The sequence below is a fragment of the Maribacter sp. HTCC2170 genome, assembly GCF_000153165.2.
In the GTDB taxonomy this organism is placed as follows: Bacteria; Bacteroidota; Bacteroidia; order Flavobacteriales; family Flavobacteriaceae; genus Maribacter_A.
Window position 1 is genome coordinate 608,942 of sequence record NC_014472.1, and the last position, 15,740, is coordinate 624,681.

18 protein-coding genes are annotated in these 15,740 nt (G+C 35.9%); 17 read left to right on the forward strand and 1 reads right to left on the reverse strand.

What is annotated here, in order from left to right:
• Nucleotides 1-98 precede the first annotated feature (98 nt).
• The 4 genes from FB2170_RS02840 to FB2170_RS02855 all read left to right on the forward strand — a co-directional run bounded on the left by FB2170_RS02840 (nt 99) and on the right by FB2170_RS02855 (nt 1,868).
• Nucleotides 99-608 (forward strand): peptide-methionine (S)-S-oxide reductase, encoded by a 510-nt coding sequence (locus tag FB2170_RS02840; protein WP_041632647.1) that lies wholly within the window; start codon nt 99-101, stop codon nt 606-608.
• 4 nt (nt 609-612) lie between these two features.
• A complete protein-coding gene (locus tag FB2170_RS02845; RefSeq protein WP_013304997.1) occupies nt 613-891 on the forward strand; it encodes a hypothetical protein in 279 nt (92 codons plus the stop codon).
• Between the two features lie 35 nt (nt 892-926).
• Complete coding sequence (locus FB2170_RS02850; protein WP_262492785.1) at nt 927-1,184, forward strand: alpha/beta hydrolase; 258 nt, start codon at nt 927-929, stop codon at nt 1,182-1,184.
• 90 nt (nt 1,185-1,274) lie between these two features.
• Complete coding sequence (locus tag FB2170_RS02855) at nt 1,275-1,868, forward strand: TPM domain-containing protein (protein WP_013304999.1); 594 nt, start codon at nt 1,275-1,277, stop codon at nt 1,866-1,868.
• An 82-nt stretch (nt 1,869-1,950) separates the two neighbouring features.
• Here the strand turns inward: FB2170_RS02855 and FB2170_RS02860 are convergent, their stop codons facing one another.
• Complete coding sequence (locus FB2170_RS02860; protein WP_049782632.1) at nt 1,951-2,853, reverse strand: winged helix-turn-helix domain-containing protein; 903 nt, start codon at nt 2,851-2,853, stop codon at nt 1,951-1,953.
• 134 nt (nt 2,854-2,987) lie between these two features.
• Here FB2170_RS02860 and FB2170_RS02865 point away from each other — a divergent pair, with 134 nt between their 5' ends.
• The 13 genes from FB2170_RS02865 to FB2170_RS02925 all read left to right on the forward strand — a co-directional run bounded on the left by FB2170_RS02865 (nt 2,988) and on the right by FB2170_RS02925 (nt 15,739).
• Nucleotides 2,988-3,548, forward strand: coding sequence for a hypothetical protein (locus tag FB2170_RS02865; protein WP_013305001.1), 561 nt, complete (start codon nt 2,988-2,990; stop codon nt 3,546-3,548).
• A gap of 361 nt (nt 3,549-3,909) precedes the next feature.
• On the forward strand, nt 3,910-4,452 hold the full coding sequence (locus tag FB2170_RS02870; RefSeq protein WP_013305002.1) for a GNAT family N-acetyltransferase: 543 nt from the start codon (nt 3,910-3,912) through the stop codon (nt 4,450-4,452).
• A gap of 102 nt (nt 4,453-4,554) precedes the next feature.
• A complete protein-coding gene (locus tag FB2170_RS02875) occupies nt 4,555-5,130 on the forward strand; it encodes a hypothetical protein (RefSeq protein WP_013305003.1) in 576 nt (191 codons plus the stop codon).
• Between the two features lie 218 nt (nt 5,131-5,348).
• The gene (locus tag FB2170_RS02880) at nt 5,349-7,451 is read left to right on the forward strand and encodes a right-handed parallel beta-helix repeat-containing protein (protein ID WP_013305004.1); all 2,103 of its coding nucleotides are present in this window, start codon (nt 5,349-5,351) and stop codon (nt 7,449-7,451) included.
• Nucleotides 7,452-7,465: 14 nt separating this feature from the next.
• A complete protein-coding gene (locus FB2170_RS02885; RefSeq protein ID WP_013305005.1) occupies nt 7,466-8,806 on the forward strand; it encodes a hypothetical protein in 1,341 nt (446 codons plus the stop codon).
• Nucleotides 8,807-8,842: 36 nt separating this feature from the next.
• Nucleotides 8,843-9,733 carry a glycoside hydrolase family 16 protein gene (locus FB2170_RS02890; protein ID WP_013305006.1) on the forward strand — a complete coding sequence of 297 codons (891 nt, stop codon included), beginning with the start codon at nt 8,843-8,845 and terminating at the stop codon, nt 9,731-9,733.
• Between the two features lie 103 nt (nt 9,734-9,836).
• Nucleotides 9,837-10,454: a class I SAM-dependent methyltransferase gene (locus FB2170_RS02895; protein WP_013305007.1), complete on the forward strand. Its 618-nt coding sequence runs from the start codon at nt 9,837-9,839 to the stop codon at nt 10,452-10,454.
• Nucleotides 10,455-10,582: 128 nt separating this feature from the next.
• The gene (locus FB2170_RS02900) at nt 10,583-11,083 is read left to right on the forward strand and encodes a lipocalin family protein (protein ID WP_013305008.1); all 501 of its coding nucleotides are present in this window, start codon (nt 10,583-10,585) and stop codon (nt 11,081-11,083) included.
• 160 nt (nt 11,084-11,243) lie between these two features.
• Nucleotides 11,244-12,230, forward strand: a complete 987-nt coding sequence (locus tag FB2170_RS02905; RefSeq protein WP_013305009.1) for an amidohydrolase family protein — start codon at nt 11,244-11,246, stop codon at nt 12,228-12,230.
• A gap of 1 nt (nt 12,231) precedes the next feature.
• Nucleotides 12,232-13,653: a DASS family sodium-coupled anion symporter gene (locus FB2170_RS02910; RefSeq protein WP_041632648.1), complete on the forward strand. Its 1,422-nt coding sequence runs from the start codon at nt 12,232-12,234 to the stop codon at nt 13,651-13,653.
• A gap of 293 nt (nt 13,654-13,946) precedes the next feature.
• Nucleotides 13,947-14,645, forward strand: a complete 699-nt coding sequence (locus FB2170_RS02915) for a DUF2490 domain-containing protein (protein ID WP_013305012.1) — start codon at nt 13,947-13,949, stop codon at nt 14,643-14,645.
• A gap of 117 nt (nt 14,646-14,762) precedes the next feature.
• Nucleotides 14,763-15,326 carry a YeeE/YedE family protein gene (locus FB2170_RS02920; RefSeq protein ID WP_013305013.1) on the forward strand — a complete coding sequence of 188 codons (564 nt, stop codon included), beginning with the start codon at nt 14,763-14,765 and terminating at the stop codon, nt 15,324-15,326.
• Nucleotides 15,326-15,739, forward strand: a complete 414-nt coding sequence (locus FB2170_RS02925; protein ID WP_013305014.1) for a DUF6691 family protein — start codon at nt 15,326-15,328, stop codon at nt 15,737-15,739. The genes FB2170_RS02920 and FB2170_RS02925 overlap by 1 nt, the downstream gene beginning before the upstream one ends.
• Nucleotide 15,740 lies beyond the last annotated feature (1 nt).

Consider the following 15,740-nt stretch of genomic DNA (forward strand, 5'->3'; position numbering starts at 1 on the left):
TAAAACTAATTACGAATTGGTGTTCACTCACGATATGTAGGAAGAACATGCACCAATTTAGAATTGCAAGCAGTAAAAGAAGAATTACTAGAATAAGAATGAGAGAATTAACAAAAATAGCATTTGGTGGAGGTTGTCATTGGTGTACCGAAGCTGTTTTTCAATCTTTAATAGGTGTTGTAAATGTAGAACAAGGTTATGTAGCATCATATGGTGAACATGGCTCGTTTTCTGAAGCTGTAATTGTTTTATTCAATGATGAAGTCATTACACTTCAAATCCTGATTGAAGTTCATTTGCACACGCACAAGAGTACTTCAGAGCACTCAATGAGAGAAAAATATCGTTCGGCCATTTATACATTTTCCAAGGAACAATCGCAAGAGGCTAAAAACATATTGCAAAAGTTTCAATATGAATTTGACCATCAACTGGTAACAAAAGTGTATCCATTTTCGGAATTTAAAGCCTCAAGTGAAGCTATTCAGAATTATCATCAAAAAAATCCTGAAAAACCGTTTTGTAAAAAGTATATAAATCCTAAATTGATATTTATAAGAGATAAGTTTTCAAATCAAGTCAACAAAAATTTTATCATAACGAACTAAAACTATGTCGATATTAGAATCTATTAAAAGCTACTTTGGAAAAAAAATGAACAACGAAAAAACCGGTGAGGCACCTGAAGGGGTTTGCCCAAATTGCTGGGGAAAACAGGAATGGGAAGGTGAATTTTACGAGTTTATGAAAGGTAGTAAAAACGATAAGCGTGATGAGACTTATAATAACTTTATCAATAAAATTGTAGAAAGTAATATCGAAGGCATCCGCATACAACAAGATTCCTATACTTGTAAAACTTGTAATATTAAATATGATTCCGATCATTAATTGAGTACTACAAGAGCTTTTCACTCCTTCATAATATCAAAAAAGGAGCCCCTCCCACAATTTTCTTCCTTGGAACAATTGATGTGCTGATTCCTGTTGAAAACGCAGAATATTATAATAAAGTAATGGAAAAAGTCGGGAGCAGATGTGAGCTACTGTTATATAAGCGTCAAGGTCATGGGTTCTTTAATTACAAGAATTTAGAACATTACAAGAAAACTGTTGGCGAAGCAGATAAATTTTTACAATCGCTAAACTATGTAACAGCTGCCCCAAGTGTGAAAATTGAATAACAACATCTATAATTTATTGCGATAGATTTACTAAACGGAAATCTGTGCAATTAGCTAACTTTGGTCTTAGACGTTGTAAGCAATACCTAAATGAAGAAAAAAGCATTACTAATAATTGGGTCGATTGGCATAATCTATTTTTTCGTTTCCTACCTTCTGCCAAATTATATTGGTGTACCTCTAGCTGCTTACGAATCCTATAAAAACCGGTCTGAATATGAAAAAGAAAATTCCGGCAATAGATTAAATGAACTCGTTTTAGACAGTATTGGGGATTTTCCTTTTCCTATTGGTTCTGTTTCAGATTATGAAAAAGTATTTAGTGAAGGTCAAATCTTAAAACTGACTGAAATAATTTCCAGCTATGAACAAGAAACTACACGAGAAATCGCAATTGTATCTGTAAGCAGTATTGAGCCATATATTGATATTCAAAAATACTCGACGGATTTAGCGAACGAATGGGGAATTGGAAAAGCTGAAACGAACAATGGACTTTTGATATTATTTAGTAAAAATCTACAGGAAATTAGTATTTCGACGGGATTGGGGACAGAAAAAATATTGACCGACGAAATATGCAAAAAAGTCATTGATTCAACTATAATTCCTCAATTCAAAAATGGAAAATATCTTGCCGGAATAGAAAAAGGAATGGCAGAATTAACTAAGCAATGGGATTAAAGAACTGTATGCTAAGACACGGATAATTCATTGCTTACAGATTTACTAAACGGAAATCAACCCTTATTTTACCCAGATAAATCTAAACACCTATAACAAGCTTATACCCGACCCCACGAATGTTTACAATTTTCACCTTTGGATCAGCTTCGAATTTCTTGCGCAATTTCGATATGAAAACATCCAAGGTCCTGCCAACATAATCGCCTTCGTCTCCCCAGACTTTATTTAGAATAACCTCTCGTTCAACACTTGTGTTGACAGCATTGTAAAGCAAAAGGAGCAGATCTGCTTCTTTTCCAGTAAGCTCAGTTCTTTGATTTTCAAATAATAGCTCTGTATTTCTTTTGTCAAACTGGTATTCACCTAAGGAGATCAAATTCGAATCAACAATAGTATTACGCCTTCTCCACCTCAGAAAAACAAAGGCACCAAGCATAAAAATAAGCAGTATAGATATTATTGAATAAGTTACTTTACCTGCTTTAGGAGGCGATCCGTTAGAAAGACCTTGAGTAACGTCATGCAATGATTCTTTTGGTTCACTTGTACCCATCAAGGTGAATAAAAGACTAAAACAGGATTTGGGTTGAACTCTTAATTTGCAGGGGATTATGTCCGTTTGTTCCAAATCGTTCATTTCATAACCATAGACCACTTCACCGGTTTCACATTTCTCCACCTCCACGATATAGCTGGTTGACAAACTCGTTTCTTTGACAACTTGATTAATTGTATTGACCAGTTCATCCGGGAAGAATTCAAATTCAGATTCGAATTGAATTCTATACCGATCATCTTCCTTTTTGATAGGTAATATTCGAGAGATACTATCACCTGAACTGAGAAGGACTTGATGTCCGATCATCCGCAATGACACTTCTATATGTCTTTCGTCTTGCCTAGATTGTGCATTACCCTTTGAAATGAACAGCAATATGCAGACAAAAGTGAACGAAGCTATTTTAAACAGTCTTGGGCACATGCTACAAAACTATTTATATCTGCGAAAGTTTAAGTTGTTTTACACAAAATTTACATCATTTTACACTTGATATACCTATTGAAGGGGGTATCCTCGTTAAATTTGATAGAAATCAATCACTAAATCTATCAGATATGAATAAGAAAATTTTATTTTTTTACGTAACACTCGCAGCCTTTAGTTTAACCTCTTTTGGTGTTATGGACTGGTACGATTCTGAGACAGATCAGGCAGGTACATCGGTTAGTGAGGATACTGCTAGCATTGCACCAATAACTGAGGAAACTAATCAGAAAATCTTTGTTGGCCCGATGCAATTGGAAAATAGTGATTGGGCGCCGTACTTTACGGTTGTCCTCAAAAAGCAAACAGAATATGATGGTGGTAAGGATGCGCTATATGAAGGTGGTACGGATGCGCTTATGGAATATCTCAAAGAAAATAGTAAAGAAGCCAGGGCCGGCTATCAAATGGACGAACTACCACCTTTCGAGCTACTTTTTACGGTGACCAAAAAAGGGACCATTGAAAATGCTAAACTTAAACTGGATGGAGCTTCGGGCTATATTTCAATAAATAACAGAATGATCGAACTCATCACCAAAACACCAGGGAAATGGAAACCGGCCGAAAATTCTAAAGGCGAAAAAGTGGCCCAGGAGCTGGTAGTTTCATTTGGAAGAAGGGGTTGCTAAGCTTAGCTGTTGCAACATTTAGCTAAGCTGACTTTTGTTGCTATGAGCTACACGCTCCTACCCAAAAAGGAAATGTGTTACAATGGCCTGCTCAACCAAATTGCCTCTAGCGTACCTATTGACTTTCAGTTTTAACCGGGCATCGAGACAAAACGATGTCACAACATAAGCTAAAAGCAATTTAGTTCATGCCGTATCTATTTCATATATGGTATTCATGTGTTCGTTTCGCTTGGGAGGTGCGGCAATTTTTATTCCCAATACCTATAATCCAGTACTATGGATTTCCCAATTAGAAATCCCTACTTTTAAGCAATGGCTATTATCTTGTACCGGACATTTGACATAAATCCCACTTAAATTGGAAAAAGAATACCTATTTAAATCTGAAAGACTTGGATTTCGCAATTGGGAGGAAAACGATTTGAAAGAATTGGAGATAATGAATTCTGATGTTGAAGTAATGGAGCATTTCCCAAAAACCTTGGCAAAAAAGGAGAACAAGGCATTATTCGAAAAACTAAGACTTCATTACAAAAAACACAACCACACGTATTTCGCAACAGAAATTTTAGAGAGCGGAGAATTAATCGGGTTTATTGGTCTGGTATTTCAAGATTACAAAACCGATTTCACCCCTGCAGTTGACATTGGTTGGCGGCTGAAAAAAAGTGCTTGGGGCAAAGGTTTTGCAACAGAAGGCGCTAAAAAATGTATTGACTTTGGATTCAACAAACTGAATTTAGATAAAATAATCGCTATTTGTACCGTGAAGAATTCTAAATCAGAAAACGTCATGAAAAAAATCGGAATGAATAAAATTGGAGAATTCAATCATCCAAAACTAAAAGAATTTCCTGACCTTGAAAAATGTATTTGTTACGGAATAAATAAAAACATGTAGCGTCACCATTTATAGCAAATAGGCAAAAAACGCTAAATTTAATGGCTTGGTTTTATTTACTGAGTTTTCCAAATTAAAAATAAAGAGTTTGTGATTGAAAATATGAATCCAAAACCTGGCCTAACAAATAGATTACTCTTTCTATTCGGGCTTATTTTCTTTTTAATAGGTCAATTATTATTGGCCAAGGGCAATGATTTTGTATATAATCAGGAGCCCATCGATTTTGCCCATTGGTTTTTATTGGTCGGCGTAACTTTGCTGATTCCCCAAACGGTGACTTTTCCTAAAAAAATCTATAGCTTGATCGGAATTCCTTTAACCTTAATTGGGATCGTTTGTATCATTGGGATGTGTGTATTGGACTTCATATGGTGGAGTTTTCCCACTGAAGAAACGCGAATAGAATTCACCAATCATATCTCACAGGTTCCGTCAATTTGGAAACCCTTTATAACTATTGGCCCAAGCTCAAAAATTTTCAACTTAGGATTACTGATTTTAAGCCTGAATTATTTGAAAGAAAACATAATGGGAGTACTACTGATTCTTTTAGCTGCCCTTATTCTGTGGAATATAATCCCATTACCTTTTCGATTAGTTTTTGGGTACGTTTTAACCTTAATTGGTTTCAGCATGATTTTACTTAAGATAGGCAGCAAAAAGATGCTGCAATAAGGTTCATAAGTAATAGTAGCCAAGGTGCTAAAACCCATAATCCATTTCGGGTGGTTTTCCTGAACGGAAATCAGCGCAATTAGCTAACTTTATACTACGGCAGGAATAGCCTAGTTATAGGTGTGACAACCCACCCGATACTTCGCAGACGGCGTCCGCAGCGTATCATTTTGCCAGACCGCTGGCAACAATTAATATCGATTAAAGATTCTAAAGAAATGAAGAAAAACATCTTTATTAGTATTGCATTTGTTTTTTGTAATTTAATTATAAATGCCCAAAATAGACTATACGTTTCCCCATTGGGAAATGATTTAAACCCAGGCACATCAGAACTACCATTAGCTTCATTGACAGGGGCTCGCAATGTTATTCGCGAATACAAAAAAAAGAATGTGCAATCAGTTTCCTTTGTTGTAACCATTGCTGATGGTATTTATACTATGAAAGAGCCTTTTGTTTTAACGCATGAAGATGGTGGCACATCTGAACATCCTATACTTTATAAAGCGGAAAGAGGAGCTTCTCCGATTTTTAGTGGAGGAAAAAAGATAGGTGGATTTACCATAAAGGAAAATGGTGTTTGGGAAACAACCATTCCGGAAAGCAAGTACTATAAATGGAGATTCGACCAGCTCTATGTTAATAATAAAAGAGCGGTTCTAGCTCGAACCCCAAACATAGGCTTTTTAAAAATAGGTGGCGTTGCAGAAAATATTTGGGAAAGAGGAACTGGACGTACTCCAGAAAAAGCGCAACAAATATTAACTTTTGATAAAGATGATTTTGAATCAATACAGCGACTAAGTGATGATGATTTAGAACTTATACGTTTCCGTACGTATCATAAGTGGGATTTTACTATTAGACATATCGATAAAATTGATAAAGATAGCTTGGCATTGTTCACTTCCGGCGAGGGAATGAAACCATGGAATCCATTAAAAAAAGATGGCCGTATTGTTTTTGAAAATTATGAATCCGCTTTAGATTCAGCTGGAGAATGGTTTCTTAATAATGAGGGCATATTGTCATATATACCGCTACCTGGGCAAACTCCTGAAAACACAGAGGTGATAGCACCAGTGTTAGAGAATCTAATATCCATTAAAGGAGACATAGCCAATAATAAATTTGTAACGCATATCAAATTTGAAGGCCTTGCATTCAAGCATAGTCATTATCGTTTACCAAGAACCGGGTTTGAACCAAATCAGGCGGCAACCGAAATTCCTTCATCCGTAATGCTTGTAGGGGCAAAAAATATTGCTTTTTCTAATTGTGAAATCTCCCATACAGGGCAACACGCCATATGGTTTGGTAAAGGATGTAGCAATTCTCTCTTAAGTCAATGCTATATCAACAATATTGGGGGTGGTGGCATTTATTTAGGTGATGTTGCTCCATTAGAAGGTGTTGAACATACACATCATATTAAATTAGATAACAATATTATTCATTCAGGAGGGCAGGAATTTCCACCCGCTGTTGGCATATGGGTAGGACATAGTTCTGAAAATGAAATAACACATAATGATATTGGAAATTTTTACTACACAGGTATTTCAGTAGGATGGATTTGGGGCTATAAACCAAGTTTCGCCAAAAGAAATAAAATTACTTACAACAATATCCACCATATTGGTTGGGACTTATTAAGCGATATGGCTGCCGTCTATACCTTGGGTAAATCAGAAGAAACTGTTGTTAGCAACAATGTCATACACCATGTACATGCATATTCTTATGGAGGATGGGGGCTATACCCAGATGAAGGCTCGTCTGACATTGTAATGGAAAACAACCTGGTTTATAGCACCAAAACCGGTGGTTTCCACCAACATTATGGTAAAAACAATACCATAAGAAACAATATTTTTGCTTATTCCAAAATGTATCAGGCACAATGCACAAGAGTTGAAGAACATCGCTCATTTAATTTTAGCAACAATATTATTGTTTTTGATAAAGGTGTTGTTTTAAATGGGGCCTGGAATAAAATCGATATTTACATGGACAGCAACTTATATTGGAATACAGGAGGCAATACCTATGATTTTAATGGTAAATCTTTTAAGGAATGGCAAAAATCGGGGAATGATATAAATAGCATTATAAAGAATCCGAATTTTAAAGACGCCCCTAATTTTGATTTTAGGTTAAGAAATAATAAAAGCATTAGAAAAATAAACTTCAGACCTTTTGATTTTTCAAAAGCAGGGGTTTATGGAGGTATCGAATGGATAGGCAAATCAAAATTACCTAAGCATATTACAGAAGATTTTGATAAAGTCGTTGAAGAAAATATGAATAGGGATTAGCTACATGATTATATATGAATAAAATGAATATACTTTCAAAAATAAAAATTGCACTAACCCCAGCTGTTTTATTTGTATTACTCTGCTGTAATCAATTCGTTTATGGTCAAGTAGAAAAACCATTCACCAAGAAATTTGATTACAACGTTAATATGTTAATATGCTACGGACAAAGTCTATCAGTGGGAGGAGGAGCCACAAATTCCCAAAGCAACTTCCGAAATACTATTTCTTTTAAAGGAGGTTGTAATGAATGGGCTTCAAAGGTCAATATTAATAACCCTGAGAGTGTTGCCAATTTCTACGGAGATGAATTTGTTCTTTTAGATTCAATAACCAATAAAAGTTGGCCTCCTGCTGCTTCAATTGCAGTAAGTTGGATGAACCTTCTCGAAAAGGAGGACAATATAGATTTATCCGAATTTGACAATCAATTTTTACTTTCAACTCCAGGTTATTCAGGTATTTCTATTGAAAAGTTATCAAAAAACACTGAATATTATCAACGTCTTCTCTTAGGAGTTAAAAAGGGATATGAATTTTCGAAGAAGACGAACAAAACTTTTGGTGTTCCTTGTCTCTTTTGGGTTCAAGGAGAAGCAAATGTAAAAACAGACACTGAAGAACAGTATTATGATAAATTGAAAAGGATATTCATTGATTTAAATAATGACATCAAGTCAATAACCAAGCAAAAAAAGGATGTTGTCTTTATCACCTACCAAACTGCCCCTGTAATTGGAACTGTGCCATACCCTTCAATCGAAAACCCTAGAACATATGATGATTGCGGCCCTAGTTTTGCTCAATTAAAATTGGCAAAAGAAAAAAACAATGTTTTTATGGGCGGAGCTATGTATCAGTATGATTATGGTGATCTTTGGCATCCGAGAGATAGAGCTACTGTGGGCATTCAGTTAGGTATAGTTGCCAAAAGAATAGTAAATGACAATGTCTCAATGGATACATTTTCCCCAATAAAATATAAAGTAAAAAATAAGGATTCTGAGTGGATATTATCGATCAAATTTGAAGTTCCCGTTTCTCCAATGAGGTTTGATACATCGGCGGATAAATTTCATAATCTTAATGGGAAACAAAAGAATTATGGGTTTAGCCTTAAAAATGAAAAAGGAGAAGACATTATCAGTAACGAACCTTATATAAAAAAGGGTAATACATTAGTTATTAAGTGTACCGAAAACCCAAAAAATGCCAAATTAAGTTATGCTCTGAATGGTCATTACGGAGGAGGAAATCTCTGTGATTCACAAAATATTAGAATTAATAATAAAAATGCAAAATACGTTATAGACAACTTTTGTCCAGCATTCAGAAATTATAATATTAAATAAAATACGGTTGCCAACCATGTATAGAAAACACATAAAATGAAAATAAAAAAGCTTTCTTTACTTGCCCTATTTACAACAATAATCATGATTACTTTTTCATGCGATAAAAAACCCTACGTACTAACCGATGAATATATATATATTCAAAAAGAAGAAAGGCGGAATGATTCAACAGAATGGCAACTGGTATGGGAAGACAGTTTTAACAAAGACTCTCTTGATACCAATACCTGGAGCCGCATAGGATTGTTCGAATCGTCAAAATGGAAAGTTCCAATAGAGCAATGGAGAGAAGTAGATAACTGTTTCAGATATATTTCCGCAACGGATTCTCGGGTAGTTACATTTGATGAAGACAATATTCACTTGAATGGTATAATTAATCCAGATTCAGTTACAGGAGATCCACGTCCTTATCTGACTGGTGGAATCTATTCCTGGGAAAAGTTCGCTTTTCAATATGGCCGTATTGAGATTAAAGCGAAGCTAGATCAGGCCTTTGGAATGTGGCCTGCAATTTGGATGCTCTCGGAAAAGGATATCTACCCAGATCAGCATAATGGGGAGATGGATATTATGGAAACATTAAATCATGATGACTTTGCCTATCAAACCACACACAATCATTACACCATTACCCTGAAGCAGACTGAGCCCGAAAAATTTGCAACCGCACCTATTGACACAACTGATTACAACATTTATAGTGTGAGTTGGTATCCCGACAAGTTGGTTTATGCTGTAAATGGTGTTACGTCCTATGAATACCCAAAGGTGCCGGGAGCAGGTACCTACCAGTGGCCATTTGACCAGCCTTTTTACCTACTTATTGATCAACAGATGGAACATGCCTGGCCAGGAATGATAACACATCCAGAGGAACTTCCAATTAGTATGACCGTTGATTGGGTAAGACTTTATCAATAAAGTATTATAATACGGTGATCGAAGAGTTAAAACAAAAAATAAAAATGCAGTTTAGCCAAACCATGTAACGCATTCAGCTAAAGCTTAGAAAACAACCAAAGGAATGAAATTAGACAGAAAGAAACATTGGGAAACTGTTTATGAAACAAAAAATCCAAAGCAAGTAAGTTGGACTCAAGAAATACCAAAAACTTCACTTGACTTTATACATTCATTCGGGCTAAATAAGACTTCGAAAATAATTGATATTGGTGGTGGCGACAGTAAACTTGTAGATCACTTACTTGATGAAGGGTTTGAAAATATTACTGTACTTGACATTTCTGCCAAATCACTTGAAAAAGTAAAAAATCGACTTGGAGAAAAAGCAAATAAAGTAAATTGGATTGTAAGTGATATTACAGAATTTGAATCAAATATGACTTTTGATGTTTGGCACGACAGAGCGACTTTTCATTTTCTCACTTCGCCCGACCAAATAAAAAAATATATGATAACCGCTAGAAAATCCGTCAAGGGATTCTTGACGATCGGAACCTTTTCACAAAATGGACCCAAACAATGTAGCGGACTTGATATAAAACAATACAACGAAGATGAATTAACATCTGAATTAAAAGATGGATTTGTCAAAATTAAATGTGTAACAGAAGACCATTTAACACCCTTTGATACAACACAGAATTTCTTGTTCTGTAGTTTTAAAAAACAATTGAATTGAATGAAAAAAAAAGTGGCTAACAGTTGATCTGATAGCAAAAAAACCAATATCATAATATACTAAAGGCAATATTCGACGCAACTTTTCCCTTTTCTGATCATCATATTAACAGGTCAAAAATCATTAAAATGAAAAAAATAGGGTTTTATCTTCTATTGATTTCTTTTTTATCTTGTTCTAAAGACAACGATGACATAATAAACACTGATTTAGTTGGTATATGGGAAAATACATTTATACTGGAAATTGGTGATATTTCAAGTGTTCAAGAAGAAGGCTTTGAACATGTGGTCCAATATACTTTCAATTTAAATCAATCATTCGAGTACGGAAGCTTTATTAGGAACATTGATTCGGGCAGTATATTAGCCTATAGCCATAGATATTTGGGCCATTATGGGATTGAAGGAAATAGACTGAATCTTATTTTTGAACATTGGGGGGCAGAACCTTTAGACAATCAGTATTCGGAATTAAAAAATATCAACGAACTTGTATTGGTTACTGAGAACGAAACATGGAGTTTTTCTTATTCAATTAGCCAAAACAAGAAATTGGTATTTGACTATGACCCCTGTGGCCCTCTTGAAAACTGTATTGATAAGTCAACTCTTTATCGAATAAAATAATTATTTGCATTACAAAAGCTTGCCACAACCGAACCCATAATCCATTGTGGGCGGTATTCTTGAAAGCGAAAATGCGTAACTTTATAAAACAGGCAGTATCTGGACCTTAAAATCCCATTTATATCTTTTAAAATAAAAGATTGGACATGTTTTTACAGTTATGAAATTATTCAAGAGCTTACCAAAAATTGATTCCCATTTTCATTCAACCTTTTACAATCCGGTTTATGAGAAAATTGCAAAAGAACATAATATAAAGCTCATAAATATAAATACGAACGCCAACGTATTTCCATCAATAGAAATACAAGAAACCATAGCCTTGGAATATATTGGTAAAGACAAAAAACATTTTTCATTTATTGCCAGTTTTGAAATGGATGGATGGGAAAATGAAGGGTGGTACGAGAAAACTATTGCTCGAATTAAAAAATCGATGGAATTAGGAGCAGTTGGGATTAAAATTTGGAAGAATATTGGAATGGAACTTATTAAATCATCCGATAAATGCTATTTAATGATTGATGATCCATTTTTTGACCCGCTATTTGATTATTTAAGTGAGAACAAAATCCCATTGTTGGCCCATTTAGGAGAACCCAAAAATTGTTGGCTGCCATTGGACGAAATGACATCAAATAGAAACAAGCTGTATTATACCAACAATCCCGAATTCCATGCGTATTTACATCCAGAAATACCACACTATAACCGGCAGATACAAGCTAGGGATAATGTACTGGCAAAGTTTCCCGATTTGGCTTTTGTTGGTGCACATTTGGGAAGCTTAGAATGGAGTCATGAAGAATTATCCCAACGTTTTGATAAATACCCTAACTTTAAAGTTGATTTATCCTCGCGTTTAGGGCATATACAATTGCAATCAAAAAATGGATATGACGATATTCGGAATTTTTTCATCAAATATTCCGATAGGATATTATACGGTACAGATGCATACGACAACCCAAAAAGACTGATATCCTCACTTATCGATGATTGGAAGTTTCTGTCAACAAGTGATAATTGTGAATCAACAGAGATAAGTGGTAATTTCAAAGGAATTGATTTGCCCGAAGAAATTCTTTATAAAATATATTATGAAAATTCAATAAAGACATATTATAAATCAAACAAGTACAACTAAAGTGAACCAACCATCAACTAACCATAAATTACTATGGGTAAAAAGAAGTATAACCCTGCTACTTGGTGTCATCATCTGGCACCTTCCCATACCCTGGGATCTAACACCTGACGCTTGGCATTTGTTCGCTATTTTTTTTACTGCCATCATTGGTGTTTTACTTGAGGCCCTTTCTATTTTCACCGCTTCTATTATTGCATTGGTGGCCGTAGTCTTATTACGGGTGCTTCCGCCTGAAAAAGCATTCTCCGGTTTTTCCGAAAGTTTTATCCTCCTTATTTTGGCCGCTTTTTTGGTAGCAAAGGGAATCATTAAATCAGGTTTGGGAAGGCGTATTGCTTTTCTGCTCATTCGACGGTTTGGGAAATCAACCTTAAACCTAGGCTACTGTCTTGTTATTACCGATACCATTATAGGACCATCTATCCCAAGCAATACAGCGCGTTCGGGAGTTATGTACCCCATTACCCATGCGTTATGTCTGGACACTGGATCTCTGCCAACACCCGAGGGAAGAAAGCGAACAGGCACGTATCTAATGATGACCTATATTGCCGGTCAAACGATAAGTTCTGCCCTATGGTTAACCGGTATGGCCGCCAATCCCATTGGTGCGGGAATCGCTGCCCAATTTGGTGTAAACATGAGTTTTGGCAATTGGGTCTTCGTGGCTTCTGTACCATGTATTATCGCGCTTATCGCCATTCCCTTCATACTTTATAAACTGTTTCCGCCGGGAAATAAATTCACGCCTGAAGCACCCGAAATTGCGCGGAAAGGACTTCTTGAAATGGGACCCATGGGCAAACAGGAATGGATTATGGCCGGTACATTTTTTGGAATGATCCTCCTATGGGCTTTTTCCCCCGTACTGAATTTAAACCTTGCCATCGTTGCCTTTCTTGGATTAGCAATCCTGATATTAGCCAATGTATACACCGTTGAAGACATTCGCCAAGGTGGCGGAGACGCGCTCGAAACCTATATTTGGTTCGCCATTTTATACATGATGAGCACAGCATTGAACGATATGGGATTTATGAAGACCCTGGGTGCCCAATTAGCGACCTACATTAGTGGTTATAGTTGGGTTACTGTATATATTCTCTTAACTGTTCTGTATATTGTGATTCATTATCTGTTCGTGAGCCAGACTGCACATTTGCTTGCTTTGTACGCTGTTTTTTTACAAGTGGCCGTGAATGCTGGAGTACCTGCAGCCTTGATGGCTTTTATGCTCGCATTCGCTACCAATTTATTTGCCGCAATTACACCACAGGCTTCAAGTTCAAATGTATTATTTGTTGGAAGTGGTTTTTTGCCCTCTAAAGACATTTATAAACAAGGTGCGATAGTCACGGTTTTGAACATAGTGATCTTTCTACTTGCCACCCCTTGGATCATGTGGGCATCATCATTATAACGGAATCGTTTTTCTCTGAATAAACCTAAAACCTTACAAATTCATCCAATTTCGCAATCCTACCGTCATTCGTTCGTATAACTACATCGTTGAAAACATACTTAAACGTGGCCTTGGTATTTCTTCCAATCTAAAAACCTTATGTATTATTGGACGTGCTGGCTAATATGCAGATATTCTTTAAAAAATTGTTGGAATTTATTATTTTTCCGTAAAAATAATGCGAGCACATCTGCTGAGGCCATACAATTACAGATGATCGATTTAGTTACTAATTCTAAAATAGTATTAAAATGAAAAAAAGTGTTTTCTTAACCTTTCTATGTATTATGCTCTTCCTTCCTAAGGTGGGGCAAGCTCAGATAAATGAAGATAAATTGGGAGCATGGTATATGTATTTCTTTGATACTTCTTTTAAAGAAAGCCAGTGGGGTGCACAAGGAGATATCCAATATCGTAATTGGAACCTTGGTGGAGACCTTGAACAATTATTGATTCGAGGAGGCATCACCTATAAACCTGTAAACTCAGCTGTTAAACTAACCCTTGGTTATGGGAATATTACGACTGGTGTGTTCGGTTCAAATACTGCAACAACCACAGAAAGTAGAATTTATCAAGAAGCTTTGTTTCCCGTGCAATTTGGTAAACGGCTCTTTACAAATCACCGTTTTCGTTACGAACAAAGATTTGTTGAAAATCAAGATTTTAGAACCCGGTACAGGTATAATTTATTTTTGAACATTCCTTTAAACAAATCGGTGATGGAAGAAAAAACAATTTACCTAGCCGCTTATAACGAGCTGTTCATAAATGGGCAACGCGATACAGGAAACGAAAATACCGTTGAAATTTTTGATCGTAACAGATTCTACTTGGCATTGGGATATATAATAAAAAAGGGATTGAAAGTTCAAGTAGGTATCATGAACCAAACAACGGATAATTGGAGTAAGAAGCAGCTACAAGTAAGCTTGCATCATAAGATTTGAAATTCAAAATACATTCCAAACTTTCTCAAAAAAGTTAACGTAGCGACTATCATTTCTTATTTTTCCCTAATGTCATCCTAAACTAAGCGTTTACCTATATTTGCAAAAAATACGTGGATGGAATATATACTTCAACCTTGGCCCTGGTACGTCTCTGGGCCATTGATTACCTTGGTAATGCTTTTGATGTTCTATTTTGGAAAGACCTTTGGTATGTCTTCCAATTTAAGAACCTTGTGTAGTATAGGAGGTGCTGGTAAATACGCAGATTTCTTCAAATTTGATTGGAAAGCACAACGCTGGAACCTTGTTGTGGTACTAGGTGCCATTATAGGTGGTTTTGTTGCCGTACAGTTCTTATCTGACGGTTCTACGATTCAAGTTTCTGATGCTACAATTCAAGATTTAAACGCCTTAGGTTTTAATAATGTTGGAGAAAATATTTTACCGTCCGAGCTTTATAGCTGGGATGCTGTTTTAAGCTTAAAAGGTATTTCGATATTGGTCATTGCTGGTTTTTTGGTCGGTTTTGGTACAAGATATGCCGGAGGTTGTACTTCGGGCCATGCAATTTCTGGTTTGAGTAACCTTCAAAAACCTTCTTTGATAGCGGTTATTGGCTTCTTTATAGGCGGATTGATCATGACACATTTTATTTTACCCCTAATCTTTACAGCATAATGAAGTTTCTAAAATTCCTATTCGCAGGTTTTATATTCGGTATAATCCTAGTTAAATCAGAGGCGGTTTCTTGGTACCGTATTTACGAAATGTTCAAGTTCCAATCCTTTCACATGTATGGCATAATTGGTTCTGCCGTGGTGCTTGGGGTCATTGGTGTGGGCCTGATAAAACTTTTAAAGTTGAAGAATATTCACGGTGAAAAAATAAATCTAAAACCCAAAGAAAAGGGTTTTATTCGAGCGCTTTTAGGAGGTTCAATATTCGGCTTGGGATGGGCCCTGGCAGGTGCTTGCCCGGGACCTATGTATATTCTTGTGGGTACAGGTGTTTTTAGTATGTTGATCGTTATTGCAGCAGCTGTCCTAGGAACCTTTGTGTATGGGGTCATCAAGGACAAGCTACCGCACTAAC

Coding starts and splice junctions, on each gene's coding strand:
- FB2170_RS02885 (WP_013305005.1), top strand. CDS start 7,466: ATGAATAAAATGAATATACTTTCAAAAATAAAAATTGCACTAACCCCA.
- FB2170_RS02880 (WP_013305004.1), top strand. CDS start 5,349: ATGAAGAAAAACATCTTTATTAGTATTGCATTTGTTTTTTGTAATTTA.
- FB2170_RS02895 (WP_013305007.1), top strand. CDS start 9,837: ATGAAATTAGACAGAAAGAAACATTGGGAAACTGTTTATGAAACAAAA.
- FB2170_RS02875 (WP_013305003.1), top strand. CDS start 4,555: ATGAATCCAAAACCTGGCCTAACAAATAGATTACTCTTTCTATTCGGG.
- FB2170_RS02855 (WP_013304999.1), top strand. CDS start 1,275: ATGAAGAAAAAAGCATTACTAATAATTGGGTCGATTGGCATAATCTAT.
- FB2170_RS02905 (WP_013305009.1), top strand. CDS start 11,244: ATGAAATTATTCAAGAGCTTACCAAAAATTGATTCCCATTTTCATTCA.
- FB2170_RS02890 (WP_013305006.1), top strand. CDS start 8,843: ATGAAAATAAAAAAGCTTTCTTTACTTGCCCTATTTACAACAATAATC.
- FB2170_RS02845 (WP_013304997.1), top strand. CDS start 613: ATGTCGATATTAGAATCTATTAAAAGCTACTTTGGAAAAAAAATGAAC.
- FB2170_RS02900 (WP_013305008.1), top strand. CDS start 10,583: ATGAAAAAAATAGGGTTTTATCTTCTATTGATTTCTTTTTTATCTTGT.
- FB2170_RS02925 (WP_013305014.1), top strand. CDS start 15,326: ATGAAGTTTCTAAAATTCCTATTCGCAGGTTTTATATTCGGTATAATC.
- FB2170_RS02920 (WP_013305013.1), top strand. CDS start 14,763: ATGGAATATATACTTCAACCTTGGCCCTGGTACGTCTCTGGGCCATTG.
- FB2170_RS02860 (WP_049782632.1), bottom strand. CDS start 2,853: ATGTGCCCAAGACTGTTTAAAATAGCTTCGTTCACTTTTGTCTGCATA.
- FB2170_RS02915 (WP_013305012.1), top strand. CDS start 13,947: ATGAAAAAAAGTGTTTTCTTAACCTTTCTATGTATTATGCTCTTCCTT.
- FB2170_RS02840 (WP_041632647.1), top strand. CDS start 99: ATGAGAGAATTAACAAAAATAGCATTTGGTGGAGGTTGTCATTGGTGT.
- FB2170_RS02865 (WP_013305001.1), top strand. CDS start 2,988: ATGAATAAGAAAATTTTATTTTTTTACGTAACACTCGCAGCCTTTAGT.